This window comes from Corynebacterium sp. LK26 (assembly GCF_014335085.1).
Classification (GTDB): Bacteria; Actinomycetota; Actinomycetes; order Mycobacteriales; family Mycobacteriaceae; genus Corynebacterium; species Corynebacterium jeikeium_D.
In genome coordinates this window covers 106,757-129,986 of the sequence record NZ_PDHB01000016.1, presented here as the reverse complement: position 1 = coordinate 129,986, position 23,230 = coordinate 106,757, and the positions used below count along the sequence as shown (strand labels likewise).

At 60.4% G+C, this 23,230-nt stretch carries 19 protein-coding genes, 1 pseudogene and 1 riboswitch; of the genes and pseudogenes, 9 read left to right on the top strand and 11 right to left on the bottom strand.

The features are described from left to right. Positions 1-135 precede the first annotated feature (135 nt). Both CRD13_RS08915 and CRD13_RS08910 read right to left on the bottom strand, forming a co-directional pair. Positions 136-2,337 (bottom strand): ATP-binding cassette domain-containing protein, encoded by a 2,202-nt coding sequence (locus tag CRD13_RS08915; protein ID WP_255467829.1) that lies wholly within the window; start codon positions 2,335-2,337, stop codon positions 136-138. A 107-nt stretch (positions 2,338-2,444) separates the two neighbouring features. Then, positions 2,445-3,026, bottom strand: a complete 582-nt coding sequence (locus tag CRD13_RS08910) for an ECF transporter S component (RefSeq protein ID WP_224783742.1) — start codon at positions 3,024-3,026, stop codon at positions 2,445-2,447. 403 nt (positions 3,027-3,429) lie between these two features. Between CRD13_RS08910 and CRD13_RS08905 the strand changes: the two are divergent. Further along, positions 3,430-4,587 (top strand): annotated as a pseudogene (locus CRD13_RS08905) (IS110 family transposase); the annotation flags it as partial. Positions 4,588-4,776: 189 nt separating this feature from the next. Here CRD13_RS08905 and CRD13_RS08900 read toward each other — a convergent pair. Then, entirely contained in the window at positions 4,777-6,228 is a 1,452-nt protein-coding gene (locus CRD13_RS08900) for a glyceraldehyde-3-phosphate dehydrogenase (RefSeq protein ID WP_049189550.1), read from the bottom strand. Positions 6,229-6,411: 183 nt separating this feature from the next. On the opposite strand from CRD13_RS08900, the gene CRD13_RS08895 reads away from it, so the two are divergent. From CRD13_RS08895 to CRD13_RS08885, 3 genes are all read left to right on the top strand, one after another. Beyond that, on the top strand, positions 6,412-7,305 hold the full coding sequence (locus tag CRD13_RS08895; protein WP_187401533.1) for a Cof-type HAD-IIB family hydrolase: 894 nt from the start codon (positions 6,412-6,414) through the stop codon (positions 7,303-7,305). Positions 7,306-7,413: 108 nt separating this feature from the next. Continuing rightward, a complete protein-coding gene (locus tag CRD13_RS08890) occupies positions 7,414-9,060 on the top strand; it encodes a peptide chain release factor 3 (RefSeq protein ID WP_187401532.1) in 1,647 nt (548 codons plus the stop codon). A gap of 67 nt (positions 9,061-9,127) precedes the next feature. Beyond that, complete coding sequence (locus CRD13_RS08885) at positions 9,128-10,828, top strand: FUSC family protein (protein ID WP_187401531.1); 1,701 nt, start codon at positions 9,128-9,130, stop codon at positions 10,826-10,828. Here CRD13_RS08885 and CRD13_RS08880 read toward each other — a convergent pair. Together CRD13_RS08880 and pnuC are read right to left on the bottom strand one after the other, a co-directional pair. Then, entirely contained in the window at positions 10,825-11,484 is a 660-nt protein-coding gene (locus tag CRD13_RS08880; RefSeq protein ID WP_016423226.1) for a hypothetical protein, read from the bottom strand. The two genes, CRD13_RS08885 and CRD13_RS08880, sit on opposite strands and share 4 nt — an antisense overlap. Before the next feature lie 10 nt (positions 11,485-11,494). Continuing rightward, positions 11,495-12,214 carry a nicotinamide riboside transporter PnuC gene (gene pnuC, locus CRD13_RS08875; RefSeq protein ID WP_049192843.1) on the bottom strand — a complete coding sequence of 240 codons (720 nt, stop codon included), beginning with the start codon at positions 12,212-12,214 and terminating at the stop codon, positions 11,495-11,497. A gap of 10 nt (positions 12,215-12,224) precedes the next feature. Then, positions 12,225-12,394: riboswitch (FMN riboswitch) on the bottom strand. Positions 12,395-12,503: 109 nt separating this feature from the next. Here pnuC and CRD13_RS08870 point away from each other — a divergent pair. Further along, the gene (locus CRD13_RS08870) at positions 12,504-13,298 is read left to right on the top strand and encodes a YwiC-like family protein (protein WP_065419938.1); all 795 of its coding nucleotides are present in this window, start codon (positions 12,504-12,506) and stop codon (positions 13,296-13,298) included. 51 nt (positions 13,299-13,349) lie between these two features. Then, positions 13,350-14,306, top strand: coding sequence for a MinD/ParA family protein (locus CRD13_RS08865; protein WP_246817603.1), 957 nt, complete (start codon positions 13,350-13,352; stop codon positions 14,304-14,306). Between the two features lie 11 nt (positions 14,307-14,317). Here CRD13_RS08865 and CRD13_RS08860 read toward each other — a convergent pair whose 3' ends face one another. The 4 genes from CRD13_RS08860 to ftsE form a co-directional block, all read right to left on the bottom strand. Beyond that, on the bottom strand, positions 14,318-15,445 hold the full coding sequence (locus CRD13_RS08860) for a 3-hydroxyisobutyryl-CoA hydrolase (protein ID WP_070595379.1): 1,128 nt from the start codon (positions 15,443-15,445) through the stop codon (positions 14,318-14,320). 100 nt (positions 15,446-15,545) lie between these two features. Continuing rightward, positions 15,546-16,451 carry a polyphosphate kinase 2 gene (ppk2, locus tag CRD13_RS08855; protein WP_049172194.1) on the bottom strand — a complete coding sequence of 302 codons (906 nt, stop codon included), beginning with the start codon at positions 16,449-16,451 and terminating at the stop codon, positions 15,546-15,548. Between the two features lie 83 nt (positions 16,452-16,534). Next, a complete protein-coding gene (ftsX, locus tag CRD13_RS08850; RefSeq protein WP_016423232.1) occupies positions 16,535-17,437 on the bottom strand; it encodes a permease-like cell division protein FtsX in 903 nt (300 codons plus the stop codon). A 48-nt stretch (positions 17,438-17,485) separates the two neighbouring features. Then, positions 17,486-18,175, bottom strand: a complete 690-nt coding sequence (gene ftsE, locus CRD13_RS08845) for a cell division ATP-binding protein FtsE (RefSeq protein ID WP_016423233.1) — start codon at positions 18,173-18,175, stop codon at positions 17,486-17,488. Between the two features lie 421 nt (positions 18,176-18,596). Between ftsE and CRD13_RS08840 the strand changes: the two genes are divergently transcribed. Next, entirely contained in the window at positions 18,597-19,979 is a 1,383-nt protein-coding gene (locus CRD13_RS08840) for an HNH endonuclease signature motif containing protein (RefSeq protein WP_224783740.1), read from the top strand. Here the strand turns inward: CRD13_RS08840 and prfB are convergent. Further along, the gene (gene prfB, locus CRD13_RS08835) at positions 19,976-21,094 is read right to left on the bottom strand and encodes a peptide chain release factor 2 (protein WP_049189559.1); all 1,119 of its coding nucleotides are present in this window, start codon (positions 21,092-21,094) and stop codon (positions 19,976-19,978) included. The two genes, CRD13_RS08840 and prfB, sit on opposite strands and share 4 nt — an antisense overlap. 47 nt (positions 21,095-21,141) lie before the next feature. Between prfB and CRD13_RS08830 the strand changes: the two genes are divergently transcribed. Both CRD13_RS08830 and hisN read left to right on the top strand, forming a co-directional pair. Beyond that, entirely contained in the window at positions 21,142-22,002 is an 861-nt protein-coding gene (locus CRD13_RS08830) for an inositol monophosphatase (RefSeq protein WP_187401530.1), read from the top strand. Positions 22,003-22,012: 10 nt separating this feature from the next. Beyond that, complete coding sequence (gene hisN, locus CRD13_RS08825) at positions 22,013-22,813, top strand: histidinol-phosphatase (protein ID WP_187401529.1); 801 nt, start codon at positions 22,013-22,015, stop codon at positions 22,811-22,813. Between the two features lie 42 nt (positions 22,814-22,855). On the opposite strand, the gene CRD13_RS08820 is transcribed toward hisN, so the two are convergent. Beyond that, the gene (locus CRD13_RS08820) at positions 22,856-23,194 is read right to left on the bottom strand and encodes a helix-turn-helix transcriptional regulator (protein ID WP_187401528.1); all 339 of its coding nucleotides are present in this window, start codon (positions 23,192-23,194) and stop codon (positions 22,856-22,858) included. Positions 23,195-23,230: the final 36 nt, after the last annotated feature.

Sequence of the window (23,230 nt, the reverse complement as noted above, 5' to 3'; positions counted from 1 at the left end):
GCGGACCGGGCCCGCATGGCGTGACCCGGAGGATGTGTCTGAAGGGTTGAAAGGGTGAAGCAACTGGGTGGGGCGCGTCTCCGCACAAGCTCAGAAACGCTCGCGGGCCCGGGACCCGCCGGTTCCAGGCGCCCGTCAAGTCACTGCGGACACCAGGGCGGCGACGAAGACCGCGGCGGACGCTGCGGCCGCGAACCCGTCACGCACTCGCCAGGGGTGATCGGTGCGGAAGGTACGCCGCGGATAGAGGCCGAAGTTGCGCATCGCCAGGGTCAGGGACAGCTTTTCGGCGCAGCGCACGGCGCTGACGAACAACGGGAAAGCGATGCGCGCGGGCGTCGTCGCGCGAATGAAACCGGAGCGGAAAGACTGCTCCGGTCGCATCGAGCGCAATCTAATCGCCCATGTCAGCTGGGGGATTTCACTGCGCAGGAACGCTGCGATGCTCACCCCGGAAATCGCTATGGTGCACCATGTGTAGGGCACCCGGAGGCGTTGCACCATGGCGTCGAAAAGCTCCTCGACGCGCATGCACGCGGAGACCAGGACCGTCCCCGCGAACACGGCCATCAACAGCAGTCCGTGATGGATGCCGTGGCGGACGGCTTCCGACGCATCCCCACCGCCGTAGAACTCGGAGCGCCACCCGAGCAGGCCGAAGAACACCCCGATTAACAGGACAAGAAGGACCTTCCCCGCCGTCGCCCGAACGTCGCGTTCCGCGATCGCAGCGAGTGCGAGGAACGCGACCACCGTCAGGGCGAGAACGGCGTCTCCGCCGGAGAGCAGCGCGGCGACGAGGACGAACATCACCGCCGCGACAATCGTGATGGCGTTCAACCCCGCGCGCCTTCGAGCGGCGGATCCACTGGTCCAGGGGCTTTCGTCCAAGGACGTCCGTGCGCCGGCCGCGGGCAGTGCACGATCCCGCCGGGACGACTCCGGGGAAGCCGGCACGTCGGCTGCGGGACCGGACCAGGCGACCTTCCCTTCGGCGACGATGCTCGCCCGATCCGCCCACGTTCGCGCGGCACGGCGGTCGTGGCACGTGAACACAACGGTTCCGCCGGCCCCGGCGTATTCCGCTAGGGCATCCAGTACGATGCGCGAGCTCGGCGAATCCAGGTGCGCCAACGGCTCGTCGAGAAGCAGCAAACGGCGATTGGCCGCCACCGCCAGGAAGATGCCCAACCGTCTTTTCTGTCCGCCCGACAGGACGAACGGCGAGACGGGGTCAAGTGCCCGGGGGCACAGGGCTTCCCGCAGTTTCCGCAGCTCATCGGCGCCGAGTGGTCCGTGCGGGTCCGTGCCGGCCAGCGCGGAGTCGATTTCCGCGGCGACGGTCGCGCGGGTGAACTGGTGCTCGGGGTTCTGGAACGCCAACGACGCGAAGGCGTCGGGCACGCGCCGGGCGGACGCGCCGTCAATCCGGAGGTCCGCTCCCGCCGTCATCTGGCCCGACAGCACCGCCAGCAAGGTGGACTTACCGGCTCCGTTGGCACCGACTAGGGCATGAATCTCGCCCCGTTCCAGTGTCAGATCGGCCCCGTTCAGGATCCTCTCCCCGCCTCGGGCCACGTGGGTTCCGGTCAAGGCCAGCAGTGGAACGGCATCCGCCTCCGATTCCGGATCGGGACGGTCCGGCGCCCCCGTGCCCGGCGTACTGGCGTCCGGCGTTCCGGCGGTCGCGGCCGTCGTCGCAATGCCCTTCACCGCGATGCCATCCGGCGCTCCGTGGGCGGCGACGCTCCCGTCCGCATCGAGGACCGTCACCGTGTCGACCCACCCGTCGAACGGGCGGAGGTCGTGCTCGATGAGCAGGATAACGCGCCCCGGGGCCCGCAAATCACGGATGGCGGCGAACAGCGACCGGCGACCGTCCTCGTCGACGTGGGCCGCGGGCTCGTCGAAGATCATGACCTCCGGCGCCCTGGCCACCGCACCGGCGATGGCCATCCGCTGGCGTTGCCCGCCCGACAAAGCCCACGGATCCTTCTCCGCGAGCTCTGACAGCCCGACCTCCGATAGAGCCTCGGCTGATCGCTTGGCGACGATACCGGCTTCCACGAGGGAAAACTCGAGGGCCATGGCCACGTCATCGACGACTCGGAGCGTGAGCACCTGCGTCGCCGGGTCTTGCCCGACGAAGGTGACCCGGTCCCCGTCCACGGGGCGTTCGGTGCCGTCGGCATCGATGATGTGCACGAATCCGGCATGGTCGATGGGGATGTGCGAGGGGATCAGTCCAGCGATGAGGTGGGCCAGGCTCGTCTTTCCGCATCCCACGGGCCCCGTGATGGCGTTGATCGTGCCGAAATCGAAGGAGAGATCCACCATGTCGGGTGCCCATCGCCCATCGGCGTGCCGCACACCTGCACCACTAACCCGTAACCGGGCCGGGGCCGTCCCGCGTGTCGCACCGGCGCACGCGGGTGCTCCGCCGGTCACCGGGTGACCCCGCGGCTGCGAAGCCCCTTTGCGACGGCAAAGCCCAGGACCAAAAACACCAAGCTCGATGCCAAGGCTACGGCGAAGCTGATCAGGGTCATGGGCGTGGTCGGCGAGTCGACGCCGACTGCGCGCGGGGCCATCGTTCCCATCAGCGCGGAGAACAACATCGCCGAGGCCACGAACTGGGGACGCGTCCACCGCCGGTACAGGGTGACCATGAACGGAAGCTCGATGAGCAATCCTTCCATAATCAGCGCCCCGATTGCGGCGACGCCGAACGGGGTGGTCGCCGCGGACACGACGCCCATGGCAAGGCACGCGATGAGGCTCGCGCCAAGCTTGCGGACGACGATGAGGGGAACAACGCACTGCAGGAACCACAACCCGAGCGTCGCCGCGACGAGATAAACGTGGGCGATGCCGGCAAACACCTGCAGGTAGGTCAGGGGCACGATGATGAGAGACCCCGCAACGCCGATCGCGGCGGCGACGAGCATGTCGCGGGTGGATGGTCGGCCACCCGCTGCGACCGGTGCGACGTGCACCAACCGCCCGTCATCCGTCTGCGACGCCACCGCGTCCCCGGCTCCCCCTCCGGAGAGGGGTTCTCCGGTCGATCCACGTTTTCCGTTCATCGTCGCCGCCTTGCTTCCGTTGCCGATTCCCGATCGGGAACACCACCTGAAACAGTATTAGGTTAGGCAATGCTTATCGCCTTACGCCAGGCTCAATTTACTGAGCTTACCCCCGCCCTCCCCCGTTACCGTGATGGTGCCCCCTCACGGGGCGCGGTCACCGGGCCCGGCATGGCTTATCTGCGTGAACATTTCCATAATCCGGGGGTGTTGCCACCGGACACCGGGGACAACCGCTGACAGCTAATAGGGACACGGACCAAACAGAGATCTCGTCGTAACGTGGGTGCCTGCAACGGATGTCCAAGACACCGGCGACCAGCCGCAACAGAAGGACACCACCATGGAACCGTCCACAACACCCGAAATCATCATCGGCCTCGACGTCGGCAAAACCGGCCACCATGCCAGCGCGCTGACCAACACCGGCGAGAGAATTTACGACAAACCACTGCCCAAAGACGAAGCCGCACAGCGCGAAATCTTCGCGTCCATGCAGGCCCACGGCAGCGTTCTCATGGTCGTCGATCAACCCAACACGATCGGCGCCCTGCCCATCGCCGTGGCCCGCGACTGCGGTTGCACGGTCGGAGACCTCCCCGACCTAGCCATGCGAAAAGCAGCCGATCTCTACCCTGGACGATCAAAAACTGACCGCCGGGCTGCATTCATCATCGCCGACACCGCCCGCACCATGCTGCACACACTGCGGGCAGTCGACCGCGACGACGAGATACTAGCAGCGCTGAAGACGCTCGCCGGATTCCACGACGACATCACCAAAGACGCCACCCGAACGAAAAACCGCCTTCGCAGCGTGCTCACACAGATTCACCCCGCACTCGAGCGCGTCTTTGCAGGTGAGATTCTCTCGCGCACGTTGGTGCTGGACTCGCTCATCCACTACGAAGGTCCGACAAAACTGGCCGCCGCAGGTCGGGGCCGGGTCCTGAAGTGGATACGCAACCGCGCCAAGAAGGACCCTGCTGCCCTGGTTGACGCAATTCTCGCTGCCCTTGCCGAGCAAACTGTCACGGTACCCGGCACTGCGGCAGCAGAATTGGTCATTTCCCAGCTGGCGGCGAACATCAAAGCGCTTCAAGCACAGCGCGACACGATCGCCGGGCAAGTCGAGGAGATGCTCGAATCGTTCCCTCTTGCCCAGGTCTTGATGTCGATGCCCGGCGTAGGCATCACGACTGCCTCTAACATCTTGTTGTCCATCGGCGATTGCCAGGACTTCGCCGATGCCGCGCACTTGGCCGCTTACGCCGGCATCGCGCCGACCACCCGGCAGTCGGGTACGTCGGTCCGCGGCGAGTTTCCCACCAGGACCGGCAATAAACAGTTGAAAAACGCGATGTTTCGATCGGCGTGGATCGCGTCGAACTGCCATCCCGCATCGCGCGACTACTACCTGCGTAAACGGGGTGAAGGACAGAAGCACAATGCCGCGGTGATGTGGCTTGCCCGGAGCCACTGCAACGTCATCTATCCCCTACCGCCCCGGCCCATGCATCCGCGCCGAAGCCGCGCAGAACCACGTCCACCAGCGGTAGGCGATAGCGGCCTCCCGCACCGAAAGCTCCGTCCCCCCCTCCCCTGCCCTCCCCATCGCCTCAACCCCCGTGGTTTAGGAGGGGGAAGAGGGCGTTCGAGGGCTCAACAGCTCAAGCCCAGGACCGCCGACTTACAGCTCGTCGATGTGCTTGCGCTTCGGGTAGACGCGCGGGCGAGCACCGGCAATCTCCTCAGCAATGCGGATGACCTGGTTGGAGTAACCGAACTCGTTGTCGTACCAGACGTAGAGCACTAGGTGCTTACCGTTGGCGATGGTAGCCAGACCATCGACGATGCCAGCGTGGGTGGAACCAACGAAGTCGGTGGAGACCACTTCTGGTGAGTGGATGTAGTCAATCTGCTGGCGCAGGACGGACTTCAGGGAAACTTCGCGCAGGTAGTTGTTAACCTCGTCGCGGTCGACCTCAGTGTCCAGAGTCAGGTTCAGCACCGCCATGGAAACGTCCGGGGTGGGAACGCGGATGGCGTTACCGGTCAGCTTGCCCTCAAACTCCGGCAGAGCCTTGGCGACGGCCTTTGCGGCACCAGTCTCAGTGAGAACCATGTTCAGGGTGGCTGCGCGACCACGGCGGGAACCCTTGTGGAAGTTGTCAATCAGGTTCTGGTCATTGGTGAAGGAGTGAACAGTCTCGACGTGACCGAACTCGACGCCCCACTTGTCATTGACGACCTTCAGCACCGGGGTGATGCCGTTGGTAGTACAGGAAGCTGCCGACAAAATATTGTCAGAGTCCTCGATGATGCTGTGGTTAATTCCGTAGACGATGTTCTTTACATCGCCCTTGCCCGGCGCGGTGAGCAGAACCTTGGAAACTCCCTTGGACTGAAGGTGCTGCGACAGTCCCTCACGGTCACGCCAACGACCGGTGTTGTCAATGACAATCGCATCGTTAATGTCGTAGGCGGTGTAGTCAACAGTTGCCGGGTCGTTGGAGTAAATGACCTGGATCGGGGTGCCGTTTGCCCAAATAATGTTGTTTTCGCGGTCAACCGAGATGGTGCCGTCGAATGCACCGTGGACGGAGTCACGGCGCAGCAGCGAAGCACGCTTGACGATGTCGTCCTCACCATTCTGGCGAACCACAATCGCGCGCAGGCGCGGGCCGTTGAACAGTGCCTCACGAGCCAGCAGAATGCGGGCCAGCAGACGACCGATACGTCCGAAACCGTAGAGGACAATGTCGGTCTTCGGGGTGTGAGTCCCGGCACCGATAACCTCGGCAAGCTCCCGCTCGAGGAATGCGCGCAGGTCGCCGCCTTCCTCTTCGAAGCTGGTAGCCAGGGCGCCCAGGTCAATGGAGGCGGTGCCGAGATCCATCTTCACCAGTTCCTGCAGAATCGGCAGAGTCTGGCTCAGAGGCAGCTCCTGCGAGGTAATGCGACGGGCGTAGCGGTGCGACTTAATGATGCCGGTCTCGGTGACGTTTTCCAGTCGGCGGCCGAAGATTGAAGTCACGACATCGTTGTTGCGTCGCAGCTGTCCCAGGAGGGGGATCATCTGCTCTGCAAGGCTGATGCGCTCATTCCAGTCATTGCGCTTGATGGGGGCCGAATCCGACATAAATCCTCCTGGCTTAAATGAATATGAGTTCCCCCTCAAAATACCCCGCACACGCCGTTCACCGGCTATCGCCCTCAACTGGGTACCCCGTATTGTGGCCCAGCTTTCACCCAATCGGGGGAGGCGCTGGGAGGCGACCTGAGGAAGAAAAGTGAACCCTACTTACCCGTTAGAATTAAAGCCATGACGGAACCCCTGGATATCCAGCAGCAATCTCCCGCCCAGCCGCCATACCGCCTTGTAGTCACGGATATGGACGGGACTCTATTAAATGAAGACAAGGAAATCCCGGATTCCTTTTGGCCGGTAGTCACCGAACTGCTCGACCGCGGTGTCCACTTCGCTCCCGCATCGGGCCGCCAGTACGCCACTCTGGCCGACCAGTTCGCCCCCATTGCACACCGCATCCCAATCATTGCGGAAAACGGCAACTATGTCGCGGATGCGGGCGAGGTGGTCTCAGTTACCAGTATCGACCACGACATCGTCACCCAGTTGGTACACGCGATCCGCCAGTTCAACGACAACCGCGTGGCAGCGGGGCGCACTCCTCTATCGGTTATCATCTGCGGCGCTGCCAGCGCATACGTGGAGTTTTTCCCGCCGCATTTCAGTATTCCGGAGGAAGTTCAGCAGCTGCAATTCAACGAGGCCGCCAAGTACTATTTGAAGCTGCAGAAGGTCGATGATGTCATCGCCGCCGCCGCCGAGGACGGCATCGTCAAAATTGCCGCCTTTGATCCTTACTCCGTCGAAGACGAATCCGCCGATTACTTGCGTTCCCAGAGCCCGCACCTGCGCGCAGTAGTCTCCGGTGCACATTGGGTCGACCTCATCGACGCCAACACCAACAAGGGCACGGCACTCGCCGCCCTGCAGGAGGCCCTCGGTGTCTCTCCTGCCGAAACTGTCTGCTTTGTTGACTACCTGAATGACCTCGAGCTCATCGACCACGCAAGCCGTTCGTTTGCCATGTCCAACGGTCACCCGGAAATCAAACGCCGCGCCACCGACATCGCACCATCGAACGCGGAGGAAGGCGTCATCACGACGCTGCGCGAACTGTTCAACCTCTAACGCCACCCCAACGTAATTGACCCCTTACCCCACTGGAGCGGTAAGTTAGAAAGGTTGAACCCGATTCCCTTATTCCGATTTTCTTTTTAAGGAAAGCGTAGTCTCCCTGTGACCACTCTCGCCGAAGAAGCAGCACGCCGCCGCACATTTGCCGTCATCGCACACCCGGATGCCGGTAAGTCCACGCTCACCGAGGCGCTGGCTCTGCATGCTCATGTCATTAACGAAGCCGGTGCTGTCCACGGCAAGGCCGGCCGCAAGTCGACTGTGTCCGACTGGATGGACATGGAGAAGGATCGCGGCATCTCGATTGCCTCTTCCGCGCTGCAGTTCGAGTACCAGCCAGAGGGGCACGACGGCGAACCATACATGATTAATCTCGTCGATACGCCTGGTCACGCCGACTTCTCCGAAGACACCTACCGTGTGCTTACGGCTGTCGACGCCGCTGTCATGCTTGTCGACGGCGCCAAAGGTCTCGAGCCTCAGACGTTGAAGCTGTTCCGGGTTTGTAAGTCCAACGGAATTCCCATTGTCACCGTCATCAACAAGTGGGACCGCCCGGGTAAGGCTCCCCTGGAGTTGATGGATGAGATTGTCGCGGAGATTGGTCTGCAACCGACTCCGCTGTACTGGCCAGTCGGTGAAGCCGGCGACTTCCGCGGTCTGCTGGAGCGTGGCGAGGACGGCAAAGCCAAGCAGTTCATTGGCTTCGAGCGCACTGCCGGTGGCGCCACCATTGCCGCCGAGCGGCACCTCACCCCAGAGGAGGCCGCCGCGGAGCAGGGCGATGCCTGGGAGACGGCAGCCGAGGAGTCCGAACTGCTCTCCGCCGATAGCGCTGACCACGACCAGGAGATGTACCTCGCTGGTGACACCTCCCCGGTAATTTTCGCCTCTGCCATGCTGAACTGGGGTGTCCACCAGATCCTGGACACTCTTTGTGAGCTCGCTCCGGCCCCTGGCGCCCGCGAGTCCGACCCGGCTGCCGTTGCTGCTGCAGCGGCTGGCGGCCAGGGGGCTATCGTCGAAAAGCGCGAGCCGACGGATGATTTTTCGGGCGTCGTGTTCAAGGTGCAGGCGGGTATGGATACGCACCACCGCGACAAGCTGGCGTTCATGCGCGTTGTCTCTGGTGAGTTTGACCGCGGCATGCAGGTCATGCATGCGCAGTCTGGACGTAGTTTCTCCACGAAGTATGCCCTGACCGTTTTCGGCCGGACGCGTTCGACTGTGGAGACGGCTTACCCGGGCGACATTGTCGGCCTGGTCAATGCGGGTTCGCTGGCTCCGGGCGACACGATTTATGAGGGTCGCAAGGTCCAATTCAAGCCCATGCCTCAGTTCGCGCCGGAGCACTTCCGCACCCTGCGCGCCAAGAGCCTGGGCAAGTACAAGCAGTTCCGCAAGGCTGTCGACCAGCTCGATGCCGAGGGCGTGGTGCAGATTCTGCGCAACGATGCCCGCGGCGATGCCGCCCCGGTGATGGCGGCGGTCGGACCGATGCAGTTCGAGGTCATGATGGCGCGCATGGAAAACGAGTACAATGTCGAGACCATCGCAGATCCCATCCCCTACTCCGTCGCCCGCCGCACGGACGAAGAGACCGCGCCGGAGCTGGCAAAGCAACGCGGTGTGGAGATCTTCACCCGTTCCGACGGCGCCCTCATCGCCCTCTTCGGCGACAAGTGGAAGCTGTCCTTCATTGAGAAGGAGCACCCGGAATTCACGCTCGAGACGCTGGTCGCTGACTAAAGTTCTCGGTTGCACACAGCGGCAGCGCCAATAACAACCCAATATAGATAAGGAGATTTCACCAACATTGAGCCAACCGGTTGAGCTTCCTCCACAACCAAGTGCATGGCAGCTTTTTACTGCCTTCCACTCCCGTGCGCAGAGATGGCCAGGTGCCCTCCGCGCAGCACTCGCGCTATTCCTGCCGGGTGCCGTGGCACTTCTCACCGGACATGGCTCGGAGATGCTCCTTATCGCCGCTGGTGGGTGCGTGGTCATCTATGGCGAAGGCCACCCCTACCGCAGTCGTCTGCGCGTGATGGCCATCGCCGGGCTATGCCTGATCGCCGGAGTTATGTCCGGCAGTTTTGTCGGATCAGTGGTCCACGGTGAGATCGCTTCCGGCGGCAGCAATCTATGGCTGCTGCTCATCGCACTTTTTACCACGGCGTTGGCCACCATCGGCGCTTTTATTCAAAACGCACTGCGCCTGCCACCGCCAGGTTCATTCTTCATTGTGATGGTCTCCGGCGGCACAACAATGGTCGCCCGCCTTGGCTTCAACCCGGTTGAAACCGCCATGTGGGCTACCGTTGGTGTGCTTTCGGCGATAGTCATCGGCATGGCACCGCGGTTGTGGAATCCGCACGGCCCCGAGATGGCGGCCGTCCAATCCCTTGAATCAGCCATCGAGGCGATGGAAAAGTCAGACTCGACATCGTTCGCCGTTCATCACCAGGCGCAAACTGCACTCACCGACGCATGGGAATCGCTTGCCGACGCAGGCATCATCCGTGGCAGCAAAATCGTCAAGCCCTCCCATACGGAACTGGTCAACCGTGTCATTGCTGCTCATCAGCGGCTGATTGCTATCCGCGGCCGCTTGGGCGTGCACGGCAGCGCTGTGGACATCGTGGACACGCCTAACCTTATCGACGAGACACAGACAACCATTCCACTCGCGCGACCAAGCGTGAGTTACCGAATCTTCCGCTCTTTCGATCGCTATTCCCATGCGTCAATGACTGCGGCAAAGGTGGCTATTACTGGCGGCTTAGCTGGTCTCATCAGCGTGCTCGTCGGTCTTGACCGGCCTGACTGGGCGGTGGTCAGCGCATTGATGACTCTACAGTGGGGCCCCGACCGCACCGCCGGTTCGATTCGAGGGATTCACCGCATGGTGGGCTCGATTATCGGAATTTTCCTCTATGCGCTGCTTTTTTCCTTTGGCCTGGACAGCTGGACGCTACTTATCGCGCTTGCAGCCTGCCAATTCGGCGCGGAGATTCTCGTGGTGAAGAACTATGCGCTGACGACGATCGTCACCACTCCGCTGGCGCTGCTGCTGGGCGGAAATGTCGCTGGCGAGCTCGCACCGATTGTGACCGATCGTGTTTTGGAAGTCGGTATCGCCTGCGCGCTGGCTCTCGCTGTCCTGCACTTCTGGCCGACCGAGAGCATTGAGAAGCACTACCTGCGTCATATTCCGCGCTGCTATCGACAGATGGGTGCTCTTCTCGGCGCGCTGCTAACCGGCACTCCGAATCAGGCACTCGATATTCGTCGCGACCTCCAGTACGAGCTGCTCAGCGAGCGCCAGGCCATCTCGTCTTTGGCCACCAACGACCCCAAAATCGCCGCTCCGCACTGGGACGGCCATCGTCGCATTCGCACGGCTGGCTATTTGTTGCTGGACTACTGTCGCACGCATCCGGATATCCGCCCCTCTCACGAGGAGATTTCCAAGCTCGTTGAGGTAGTCCAGGCAGCTAAAGCTGAGGAGCGCTAGTCCTCCGGCAGCGGGGGCTCCTTGCGCAGGTCGCGGGCTGTTGCCCGCCGTACCTCGCGCGGTTCCTCCTCCGAGCCCCGCGAACGGAACTTAGCCGCGATGTCCTTCAGCGAAGACGACAGCGGCGGCAGCTTCTCCAGCGCGTCACGGCCCGCGTCCCACGCGTCGGTAGCAATATTCTCCGCTTTCCGACGGAACTTGCGGACCTTCTCCTCACGCTGCCGCTTAGTCTCTGCCGCGTCATTTTGCCGCTCGCGCTCGCGTTCAAAGGCGGCGACATCGCGGGCCTCCGCGTCGGAAAGCCTCTTCGAAGCGTGTGCCGCGGCGTCCCACGACTCCTCCAGCGATTCCGCGAGGTGCAACATGGCATCGATGCGCTTTTCAACTTCGCGCAACTTCTCGCGGTAGCCCCGCTGAATGTCATAGCGGCGCATGATGCGGCGGGCACGAGTGGCCTCATTGCGCCAGGTGATGATTGCGCCCTCAGAAATCGACTCATCGACGACGAAACGCATCGTCCACGGGTCGACATCAGCGCTGGCCAGATTGTTGCGTACCCGCTCCTCGCGGTCGAGGACGTCCTGCACGAGACTGCGGGCACGCTCTTCGGCTTGATGGGCGCGGTTGGTACGGGAGTTATCTGGTCGGAAGCTCACCTGGACTATCCTACCGCTCGGCTGCTGCCAAAGCCGGTACTTGGTCGGTCGCGGAGCTCTTCTGCTGGTCATTGTCGCTCTGGTGCTCGAGGCGAACCCAGGAGACAAAGCCCCAAATAACGAAGCATCCGTAGAAGAGGTACAGCGCCGCCGACGGGTAGTAGCCACCCTTGAGCAGCAACGGCACTCCCACGGCATCAACGGCAATCCAAATTAGCCAGAATTCGTTCCACCCGCGGGCCATACCCCAGGTCGCCAACATCGAACCGACGAAAATCCAGGCATCGGCCCATGGCCCCCACGAGCCCAGCATCTCAAAGATATTGGCACAAATCACAGTGGCGAAGATAGCCACGGTAATCATCCCAATGCGTTCCGATGCCGTCGCCCACCGAGGCTCAATTGCGACCTCGTCACCGCTCTGATTGCGGCTCTTGACCCAGCTGAACCATCCGTAGAGACTGACGACGATAAACATGACCTGACGCCCCGCCTGGCCATAGAGATCAAGATTTTGCGGCGTGTGGAAAACTCCGCCGAGGAAGACGGTAAACAGCAAGGCATTTCCGATAATGCCGACCGGCCAAGCCCATACCTTCCGTTTCATACCTAGGAAGGCACACGCCAGGCCAAAGAGGTTACCGACAATTTCACGAATCAAGATTGGTGCTCCCGCCACACTGAGCTGTGCAGTGAGGAAACCCACCAAAAAATCCGACACGTATTCCACGAATTATTCAACTCCTTCTCTTTCATCCGGACTATGACCGTCGGTTTCGGATTCCAACCGAAATCTGCTTGTCCCCTACCTGACGACCCTTCTGGCCACAGGTAGGGCGCTCGTGGACTTGTCTGCGTCAGCCGCAGCATCACCACCGGTGAGGAATTTCACCTCGCCCTGAGAATGCGAGTTCAACGTTAGCACTGTCGCCTTGCGCGCATGTGCATTTTATTCAATGAGGTTTCAATATGAGGTTCTAATACAGCCCCGACATAATTACGCATCTACAATGCGTAGTATGAGCCAAAAGCCCCGCCAACCACGTCCTCCCCGCCCCGCCCGCCGCTCCCATCACAAGCGCTCCGCTGGCTGGGTTCCGGACCAGCACGGCGCCTGGTTCATGGTCACCATTCCCCCGCTGACCGCTCTCGCCCTCACCCCCACATGGACAGGCCTTGCCGTCACCGCGACCTGGCTGCTCGGCTACTTCGCATTCTTCGCCGTGAGCGTCTGGCTCCGCTCTCGTCGCCAACGCCGCCACCTCGCACCCGCCGCCACGTACACCGCGCTCACTGCCGTCGCCGGCTGCATCACACTGCTTGCCGACGTTTCCCTCCTCACCTGGGTCGCCCTCATTGCCCCTCTTGCCGCTATCGCTATTTGGGAGACCTACCGCCGCCGACCGCGCTCACTTCTCTCTGGTGTCTCCACCGTTCTGGCCGCTAGCCTCATGGTGCCTATCATCGCCGGACCAACCCCGAAAGCTTGGGCAATTGCGGCTATCTACGCTGGATATTTCGTCGGCACCGTGCCCTATGTAAAAACTATGATTCGCAAGCGCGGCAACCGCCAGTGGCTCATTGGCTCGGTCACGTATCACGTTCTCATTACCGCCGTGGCCATCATCGGGTGGCTCCTCCTCCACGACCGGAACCTCATCAGCATCGGTGTGCCCATCGTCGCAATTGGGCTTCTCATCAGGTCTTTTACCATGCCAATCTCCGGCGCTCGCCGCGCTCGGCCGTGGACTCCGAAACAGGTCGGAATTCTCGATGCCTTCTTTGGAGTCGCCGTCGTCCTGGCTGCGTGGTAAAAACGACGGCGGGGACATACTTTGGGGATTTTTGGGGAGGGGATGAAGTCTATGGCTTCCACCAAACACGCAGTCAATCACGCAGTTTCCGTCTCAGACTTGGCCGCTAGCCTGAACTCGCGGCAGGCACCACAGTCGGGCTGGCGCAGCTGGGTTCATAAGGCCACCTGGGGCGCAATTTCACCGCGGGAATCATCGTCGGCACGCAAGCAACGCGAGCTGATAGAGCGGGTGCGACAGCCTATCTACGGTGACTACAACATCGCTGTTATCAGCGTGAAGGGCGGCGTTGGCAAGACGTCGACAACCATGTGCCTGGGCGCCACGCTTGCAAGCCTGCGCAGTGACCGAATCGTCGCAATCGACGCGAATCCGGACTTTGGCACCCTCGGTGCACGCGTCACCGCAGCCAATCCCGCATCTATTCGCGATCTGCTCCGAGCCCCGGATACGGACAAATACGCGCAGGTCCGCGCATATACATCACACACGCCGTCACGGCTGGAGGTTGTCGGCAGCGACCAAAATCCGACATCGACGATCGCGCTTTCCGACGGCGAATACTGCGCGGCCCTCGACATCCTTCGGCGGCATTACAACGTGAGTCTGACAGACTGCGGTACCGGCCTGACGCAGCCCATCTCCGCTTCGATTCTGTCTGCGGCCAATTGTCTGGTGCTGGTCACCACGCCTGCACTGGACGGCGTGAAAAGCGCCTGGACGACATTGGACTGGCTTTCAGCGCACGGCTTCGAACGGCTGGTCTCTACCACTGTCGTGGTGGTCAACGAGCTAAATAAACAGGGACTGTCCACAGAGACCGTGCACGAGTTATTTGCCCAGCGCTGCCGCGCAGTACAGGTCATCCCCTACGATCCGCATATCGCGAATGGTGCCAATATCGAGCTGGACAATCTCCAGCCCGCCACCACCCAGAGTTATCTCGAATTGGCGGCCATGATTGCCGATGATTTCGCGCCGACGACTGGCCGCCACAGCTTTGTCTAACGCATAGCCAGCTAACGAAGGTGCTGTCGAATCTCTTCGACATCAACTTCCTGCACGGTAGCGGGCTTAAAGGCGGCGTCGCGGTCCTTATCCACCAACACTGCCCGCACGCCCTCGGCAAAATTGGGGTGCTGACGCATGTAAGCGCCAAGCTTCATCTCCCGGTCTAGCGCCTCCTGCAAGGTGACCTCGTGGGCCGAGTTAGCCGCATAGAGTTCCACGGCCGCTACGAGACTTTCCGGGTTGGCGGGTGCCAGCAGGTCGCGAAAAGTCTCCACTGTTGACGATGCACAAGAGCCCGCCTCAGCGGCTTCGTTGAGAGCTCGCTCAATCTCCGCCCAGGTATCAGCCCCAAAGCAAGCCTCAATGCAGTCGCTCCACTCGGCCAACTGCGGATCCCCGAGCAGATCACGAGCCTCAGCTGAGTCCACATCGAGCGCATACTCCGCGAGCGCCGAATCAATTCCATCGCGGTCCAGAGCCGCAACAAACTCGTCCAGCTGCGCGGATGGCACCGCATGTGTCGCCCATCCAGACCACAGCATGTCCGCCGCAGTTAGGCGGTAACCGGTCAGCCCGGTAAACCTCGCGATTGCCGACGAGGGCCCTCCTAACCGCGTGTTCACATGCTGCGAAAAGTGGGTAATTCCAACGTCGGGAATAAAGCCGATTGCCATTTCTGGCATGGAAGCGCTGGCACGCTCGGTCACGATTCGGTGGGAGCCGTGCATGGAAACACCAAGGCCACCGCCCATAGCGATGCCATCAATAATCGCGATATATGGCTTGGACTGCGCGAATTCCGCAATCATCGCGTTCATCTCGTACTCATCCCGGAAAAACTCCTCCCCCTGCTCCGGAACGCCATCGAGCACAGCCTGCCGAACTGCGCGCACATCACCACCGGCACAAAACGCCTTGGGGTGACCGGATGAAACAACAATGTGGTCCACCGAGTCGTCGTCACGCCATGCGCGGAGCCCCTCGACGACCTCGGTGACCATATCCAAATCGAGCGAATTAAGTGCCTTCGGCCTATTCAGCCGAAGGTGACCAGATCGCCCGTGGACTTCTCGCAGCACCTTCGGCTCATCGACCTCGGTGCGTGCAGTGCCAGAACCGTTATCAGTAGCAGTCATGTCACCCAGTGTGACACAGATAACTAACCAGGGAAAGGTTCTGACGGGAAGGTTCTGCTGCGAAGGTTCTGACGACCAGAACCTCACTGAGACTAAGGAGCTACTTCTTCTTGCTCTTCTTGTCCTTTTTGCCCTTCTTGTGCTTCTTGCCCTTCTTATCGGACTTGCCTGCGCCCTTTACGCGGTCAGCCTCGAGATTGGCGGCAACGTCCGGCACATAGCGGAACTCCGTGCGCGGCGGACGCTCGTAGCTTCCCTCCGACTCCGGACGCTCCGGGATTTCCGGAACATCGCGGTGAATGCGCTCGTACGGAATGGTCGTCAACAGGTGGTTGATGACATTGATACGCGAACGCTTCTTATCCTCAGACTCAACCGTGAACCACGGTGCGGACGGGATATCGGTGTGGATGAACATCTCATCCTTTGCACGGGAGTAATCCTCCCAGCGGGTGATGGACTCCAAATCCATCGGCGAGAGCTTCCAGCGGCGCAGCGGATCCTCACGGCGGGACTTGAAGCGGGCAACCTGCTCCTCGTCCGACACAGAGAACCAGTACTTACGCAGGATAATGCCGTCTTCGACCAGCAGACGCTCAAAAATCGGCGCCTGATGCAAGAAGCGACGGTACTCCTGGGAGGTGCAGAAGCCCATGACCCGCTCAACGCCGGCACGGTTGTACCAGGAGCGGTCGAAAATCACGATTTCACCAGCAGTCGGCAGCTTTTCGACGTACCGCTGGAAGTACCACTGACCCTGCTCACGGCTAGTTGGGGCCGGCAGAGCCTCAACACGGCAGGTACGGGGGTTCAGGTACTGCGTGATGCGCTTAATGGCCGACCCCTTGCCGGCAGCGTCACGCCCCTCCATCACGATGACAATTCGGGCACCGGTTTCTACTACCCACTGCTGCATTTCGACGAGCTCTGCCTGGAGCTTTTTAAGCTCGGCCTCATAAGCCTTCTTGTCGAGCTTCGGTGGGCGCTGGACGTCGTCATTATTCATAGTCCACAGTTTACCCGGCAGGGCGCGACGACCCTATTCGCCGGGTTTAACCGCGGGGCCTAATAGCTAACCTTTTTGCAACCCTAGTCGCGTGAGTAAAGACGCAGCGTGACCTGCGCAACAAGCCCAGCGAAGACCATGCCAATAACGACCACGATCGGCGCCACCACACCGATATCGCCGTTGGTCAGCGGCGCCAGGAGCTGTGCCTTGTACAGGTTACTCAGCGCCGGATCGATGACCGTCGCCTTGCCCAGGAACAGCGCACCAATGGCCAGCACACCACCAATCAGCGACGCAATCACAGCCTCGAGGACGAACGGCGCCTGCGTGAACCAACGGCTGGCACCGACCATGCGCATAATCTCAACTTCCTTACGACGCGAGAACGCCGCAATCTGCACCATGTTCGCAATCAGGAACACAGCGGCAACGGCCTGCACCGCAGCCAGCAGGAAGGTCGCATTTCGCACCGAATCCAAGTTCTGAGCTGCAGTACCGATCTCTTCATGCTGGTCAGTAACGTGGTCGACCTGTGGCAGCTCCCGAATCGGATCGAGCGGGCTGACATCGGTCGGATCGCTCAAACGCACCATCACGACAGCCGGCAGCGACTCCGGCGTCGCATTTTCCACGAGCACGGGGTCACTGTCCTTGAACATCTCCACGAAGTGGTCAAAGTTTTGCTGACGATTTCGGAAGGTCACCGAATCAATGCCGTCAGCCTCTTCAAGCTTGCCGACGACGTCAGCGCACTCCGGCGAGGAGCAAGTTTGGTCTTCGGCGGAGATTTGTTCATTCAGCTCAATCTGCACTTCTACTCGATCGAGATAGAGATCCTTCGTGCGGCTGGTCTGCTCAGTAACCAGGATGCCCGTCGCAAGCAGCGCCAACGACACCGCAGTCGTAATAATCATCGCGATGGTCATCGTGATGTTTCGGCCCAAGGAGGAGAAAGCCTCACCGAGGACAAAGCGAGTCTTCATAGGTCAGTAATACCTTTCGAATGAGTTCTTCTACCGATGGACTGTCTGCTAGTTGTTCAGGCCGTAAACACCCGTGGCGTCGTCACGCACGAGACGCCCCAGCTCCAGCTCCAGCACGCGGCGACGCATGGAGTCCACGGCATCGTTGTCGTGAGTCGACACAATAACGGTCGTGCCCATGCGATTGATGCGGTCAAGCAGGAGCATGATGTCACCGGAGGTGCTTGGGTCGAGGTTGCCGGTGGGCTCGTCGGCAAGCAAGATGAGCGGGCGGTTGACGAAGGCGCGAGCAATGGCGACGCGCTGCTGCTCACCACCAGACAACTCGTGCGGGTAGCGGTTTTCCTTGCCCGAGAGCCCGACCATTTCGAGCGTTTCCGGAACTGCCTTGTCGATTTTCGCCTTCGGCTTGCCAATTACCTGCAACGCGAACGCGACATTTTCGTACACCGTCTTCTTTGGCAGCAGGCGGAAGTCCTGGAAGACATACCCCACTTTTTGACGCAATTTAGGGATGTTGCGACGAGAAATCTTGGTTAGATCCTGGTCTGCAACCGTCAGTTTTCCTGAATCCACTTTCTCTTCACGCACCATAAGGCGCAGGAAGGTCGACTTACCAGAGCCCGACGGTCCAATGAGAAAGACAAACTCACCTTTATCTATGTGGACTGAAACGTCGTCGAGAGCTGGTCGGCTAGAAGTCGAGTAGGACTTGGTAACCCCGTCGAAAGTGATCATAAGTAGACACTCTAATCACTTAAGCCACTCAAGTCACTCTGGAATGCGTGGAATTGGTCGCCGTGACGGGATTGCGGGAACAGGCGGCGTCGAACGCTACCCCAGAGCGCGCGACTGCACGAAAGCTCACGCCATAGCGGCATTCGAAATTATTTTCCCCAAAAATCTTTAAATACCCCTTTAATTCGCTTGCCTGTTCGATTACAATGAGCCATGAAAGATTAAACACGAGGATTAAAAACACCGAATAGCATCGCCGAGCTGCTTGAAGCTCGGAAAGTTAACACTCAGAGCTAGTCGAAAATACTTTCCCTACCTCTTCCCTATTCCAACATTTCAACGTCCAGGCCTTATCTTTCAGGGGGATTCAACAATGGCCAGCGGGGAAAATATACCACGCAAACGCACTTACACTGCGGCGATGGAAGCAACAGCGCCACGCTTTCACCATGAGATTTCTCAAACAGCACCAGCACGTCTTGGAATTGACCGCAATCGAGCTGACTTGAAGCTTGCCCTTGCTTGTGTTCCCTGTTCTTCAACAAAAGATGTCGAAGATTACATCGCCAAAATCGCTCCAGCTCTTGGCATGTCACGTGGGAGAACACTCCAGTACATCGATGTCGGAATGCAACTAGAGCGACTCCCGCGGTTAAAAGAGCTTCTGCTCAAACGCGCACAGCTACCGCTTCCCCACATGCGGGTCATTGCCACGGCCATCCTCCCATTGGATGACCCCTCGGCTGTGAGATATTTCGAAGACCATCTCCTTGAGCTGATCACGCCGAGAGTCAATGGTGAAGTTCTTCGCGGAGTTCGGAGCCTTCAACAGAATATTCAGCGACTTATTGATGAAGTCAGCCCGCTATTGCGCCCGAAGAATGAGTACGACCCGCCGATCACTTCGTTTCAAAAAGGCATCGAACAAAAAGCTGGCGAATCTATAAAGTTCGAGTTAAAGGACACCCTCACTGAAGTCACCATGGAACTGATGCCTGAGCGGGCAATTGAGTTTCAGAAGGTCTTGGAAGAAATCACCGCTGATCAAGACTGCGACTTCGTCGAGGCTTTTTCACACCTTCTGCACGGGACTGCTCAGGTCACCGCCACACTGAATCTGTACTGCCCGCTTACCCAAGACAAGCCCCAAGAAGCCTGGATTGGCGGCCTAGGGTGGATCAACAAAATCGCCGCTGAATCCTGGCTCGATCGGGTCACTAGCATCCGGCTACTAGCGGACGAGAAAACGGAAAAGTACTCGCCAACAGAGCGACAGCGTACTTACATCCAAGGTAGAGACGGCACCTGTCGCTTTCCCGGATGTGATGTCGATGCGACGAAGTGCGACATCGACCACATTCAGCCGTATAACCACGAGAATCCCGACGAAGGTGGCCAAACCGAGACGCCCAACCTCCATTGCCTATGCCGTCGCCACCACAATCTAAAAACGGCCGGTCTTTGGAATGTCGTGCGCGATATCGACGGCGTGGAGTACTGGACCTCCGCCACTGATCAGAGCGCTGAAAAAGCTGCCCTAATCAGCACAGAATCAGGGCCGCTCTCCGGCCACGGTCGCTACTCCTTCGACCTGCGCAAGACAAAGAAAGCACAGACACTCAAGGAGTACAACGAGCAGAGGTTGGAAAACCTCCGCGAATCACAGGAGCTGACAAATCAGGCTCGCGAAGAACTGGGAATGAACAAAAACAAGAGAAAATCAGAAGCCGACGAGCCCACCACACCGGAAGCACCGGAAACTCCCGAGACACCGGAAGCGCCCGAAGACGAACCGCCGTTCTAGCGCTGCTCCCCTTCGGACTGCTGAGCCATGCGCCAGCGAATACCGGCCTCAATGAAACCGTCGAGGTCACCGTCGAGGACCGACTGCGGGTTGTTGACTTCGTATTCGGTACGCAGATCCTTCACCATCTGGTACGGGTGCAGCACATAGGAGCGCATCTGGTTACCCCACGAGGCATTGCCGCCTGCGCCGAGAGCGTCCAGCTCCGCGCGCTCTTCCTGGCGCTTCTTCTCCAGCAACTTCGCCTGCAGAACACGCATGGCAGATGCCTTGTTCTGGTGCTGCGACTTCTCGTTCTGACAGGTCACCACGATGCCGGTTGGGACGTGCGTAAGTCGGACCGCGGAGTCCGTGGTGTTCACCGACTGCCCACCTGGGCCGGAGGAGCGGTAGACGTCGATACGCAAATCTGACTCGGGGATGTCGATGTGATCCGTTTCCTCCACAACCGGCAGCACCTCAACCTCAGCGAAGGAAGTCTGGCGGCGCCCCTGGTTGTCGAAAGGACTAATACGAACCAGACGGTGCGCACCCTGCTCGACCGAGAGGGTGCCGTACATGTACTCGCCATGGACGACGAAAGTAGCGGACTTAATACCGGCCTCTTCAGCGTAGGACGTGTCGTAAACCTCGACCTTATGCCCGTGCTTGTCGGCCCAGCGCAGGTACATGCGCATGAGCATCTCGGCCCAGTCAGCGGCATCCACGCCACCGGCACCGGAGCGGATGTTGATGACCGCCTCGCGCTCGTCGTAAGGCCCCGAAAGCATCGTCGTGACCTCGAGGGATTCGATGTCGGCACGCAGCTCAGCGCGTTCGGCATCGGCCATCTCGACGGCGTCGGGGTCGCCCTCCTCTTCCGCGAGTTCATACATCACGGAGAGATCGTCGAGGCGCCCGCGCAGCGAGTCGATCTTTTTCTTCTTCGCCTGCGCCTGCGACAGTGCACTGGTGACCTGCTGCGCGTGGTCGGGGTCATCCCACAGCGACGGATCGGCGGCCTGGGCTTCCAACTCCCTGATCCGGTCGGAAAGCTCGTCGACATCGACCACCTTCTCAATGGTGGTCAGCGTCGCGTCGAGTTCTTTGAGGTCAGCATTCAGATCCGGGTTCACGGGTACTACCTTAGCTATACCGCCTGTTTCGGTGCACAATAGGACGTATGTCTGAATCCACCGCCAGCCAAGATTCCAGCCAAGACCTAGAACTCTTTCTCTCCCAAGTATCCGAGTCGATTGTGGCATCGGATACCAGCGTTGCGGTTGCCATCGTGAAGCGTGCCGCTGCCATTGCTGCTCGCATGCGCGACGAAGGCCTGGTCACGGAGTACAAGACATCGATTTCCGACGTCGTCACCGCGGCCGACCGCGCAGCGGAGAAGTTCGTCGTCGAGGCTTTGGCCGCGCTCCGCCCGGAGGACGGCATCCTTGGCGAGGAAGGGTCGGCGAAGGAGTCCCAGTCTGGTCGCACGTGGGTGATTGACCCTGTCGATGGCACCTACAACTTCACCACTGGTTCGGACTACTGGTGCAGCGCATTGGCGCTGGTTATGGGAGATGCGAACAATCCGGACGAGGTCATCCTCGGCGCGGTGCACCGTCCGGCCACGGGCGAAAGCTGGATTGGTGGCCCCAGTCTCCCGACCACTCGTATCAACATTGACGGCACTGTTGACGATCTCCGGGTCACTGACCACCCGCTTTCGGAAGTCTGCGCAGCGACATACCTCCACACCACAGTGGTGAGCTCGAGCGAGGAATCCGAGGTCACAGCCACAAAGTCCTGGCTGGATGCAGTGTCCCGCAGCGCTACCTGGCGCATGCTGGGCTCAGCGTCAGTGGATATGGCAGGCGTGGCCGACGGCCGCATCGGCGTATGGTTCCAGCGCGACGTCGCGGCCTGGGACTGGCTGCCTGGATATGCGCTTATTACGGGCGCAGGCGGCGAAGGCACGTCGGTGCGGCGCTGGAAGCTCGCGGGCTCAAGCGGCCAGGTCGCAGAGCTGCGTGAGGTTCTGCGCTAGAATTTCGGCCATGACCACCTCTTACTCCGAAGATCTCGCCCTTGCACTGTCGCTTGCCGACGCAGCCGATGACCTCACGATGTCCCGCTTCGAGGCGGCCAATCTAGTCGTCGAGTCCAAGCCCGACCTCACGCCGGTCTCCGATGCCGATATCGCGTGCGAAAAGCTGCTCCGCGAGATTCTGTCGGACAAGCGCCCGAGCGATGAGGTCCTCGGCGAAGAATTCGGTGGCGAAGCTGTGTTTGAGGGCCGTCAGTGGGTCATCGACCCCATCGATGGCACGAAGAACTTTGTGCGCAATGTCCCGGTCTGGGCCACCTTGATTGCCCTGTTGGAAGACGGCAAGCCGGTTGTCGGCGTAATCTCCGCACCTGCGCTGGGACGTCGCTGGTGGGCGTCCAAGGGCGACGGCGCATTCAAGCGCGTGCAGGTCGGCGGCCGGGAAGCCGCTGAGCGCCTCATTGAAGTCTCGAAGGTGGCGAACATCGCGGACTGCTCAATTTCTAACTCTTCGCTCACAGGTTGGGCCGAGCGCGACCTGCGCGACAACTTCATCGGTCTCACCGATGACGCCTGGCGCCTTCGTGGCTATGGCGACTTCTTTTCCTACTGCCTGGTAGCGGAGGGTGCGGTCGATGTCGCCGCCGAGCCAGAAGTTTCCCTGTGGGACCTGGCAGCTCTTGCGATTCTGGTGGAGGAAGCTGGCGGCCGCTTCACTTCCCTAGCGGGAGTCGACGGGCCGCACGGCGGGGACGCGGTTGCGACGAATGGGTTGCTTCACGACGCCGTCGTCAAGCGCCTGAACTGGTAAACAGGGTTTTCCAACCTATCGCAATTTGCGACGAGCGCCCCACTAGCTCCCGTTCGCGTGACCGATATCCAGGATACGTCGCAGCTCAGCAAATACTTCAGGGCGTACCTCATGGGTTACTACCCGTCCACTCTTAGACCTAGTAAGCAGCCCGGCATCCGCCATGGTCTTTAAATGATGCGACACCGTCGGCTGACTAAGCCCAGAAACAGCGGCCAGCTCACCCACGGTCATCGGACTACAGCCAGCGGCAGCGAGCTGAGACAAAATTTGCAGGCGCGTCGGTTGCGCCAGCGCTTTGAAGAGCGTTGCCGCAGCTTGCGCTTCCGCCGTGTCGAGAGGCCGACCGCCAAGTGCACAGCATTCTGAGATTTCGTCCATACCTGTTGAGGCTACACGCCCCCCAAAAAATATATT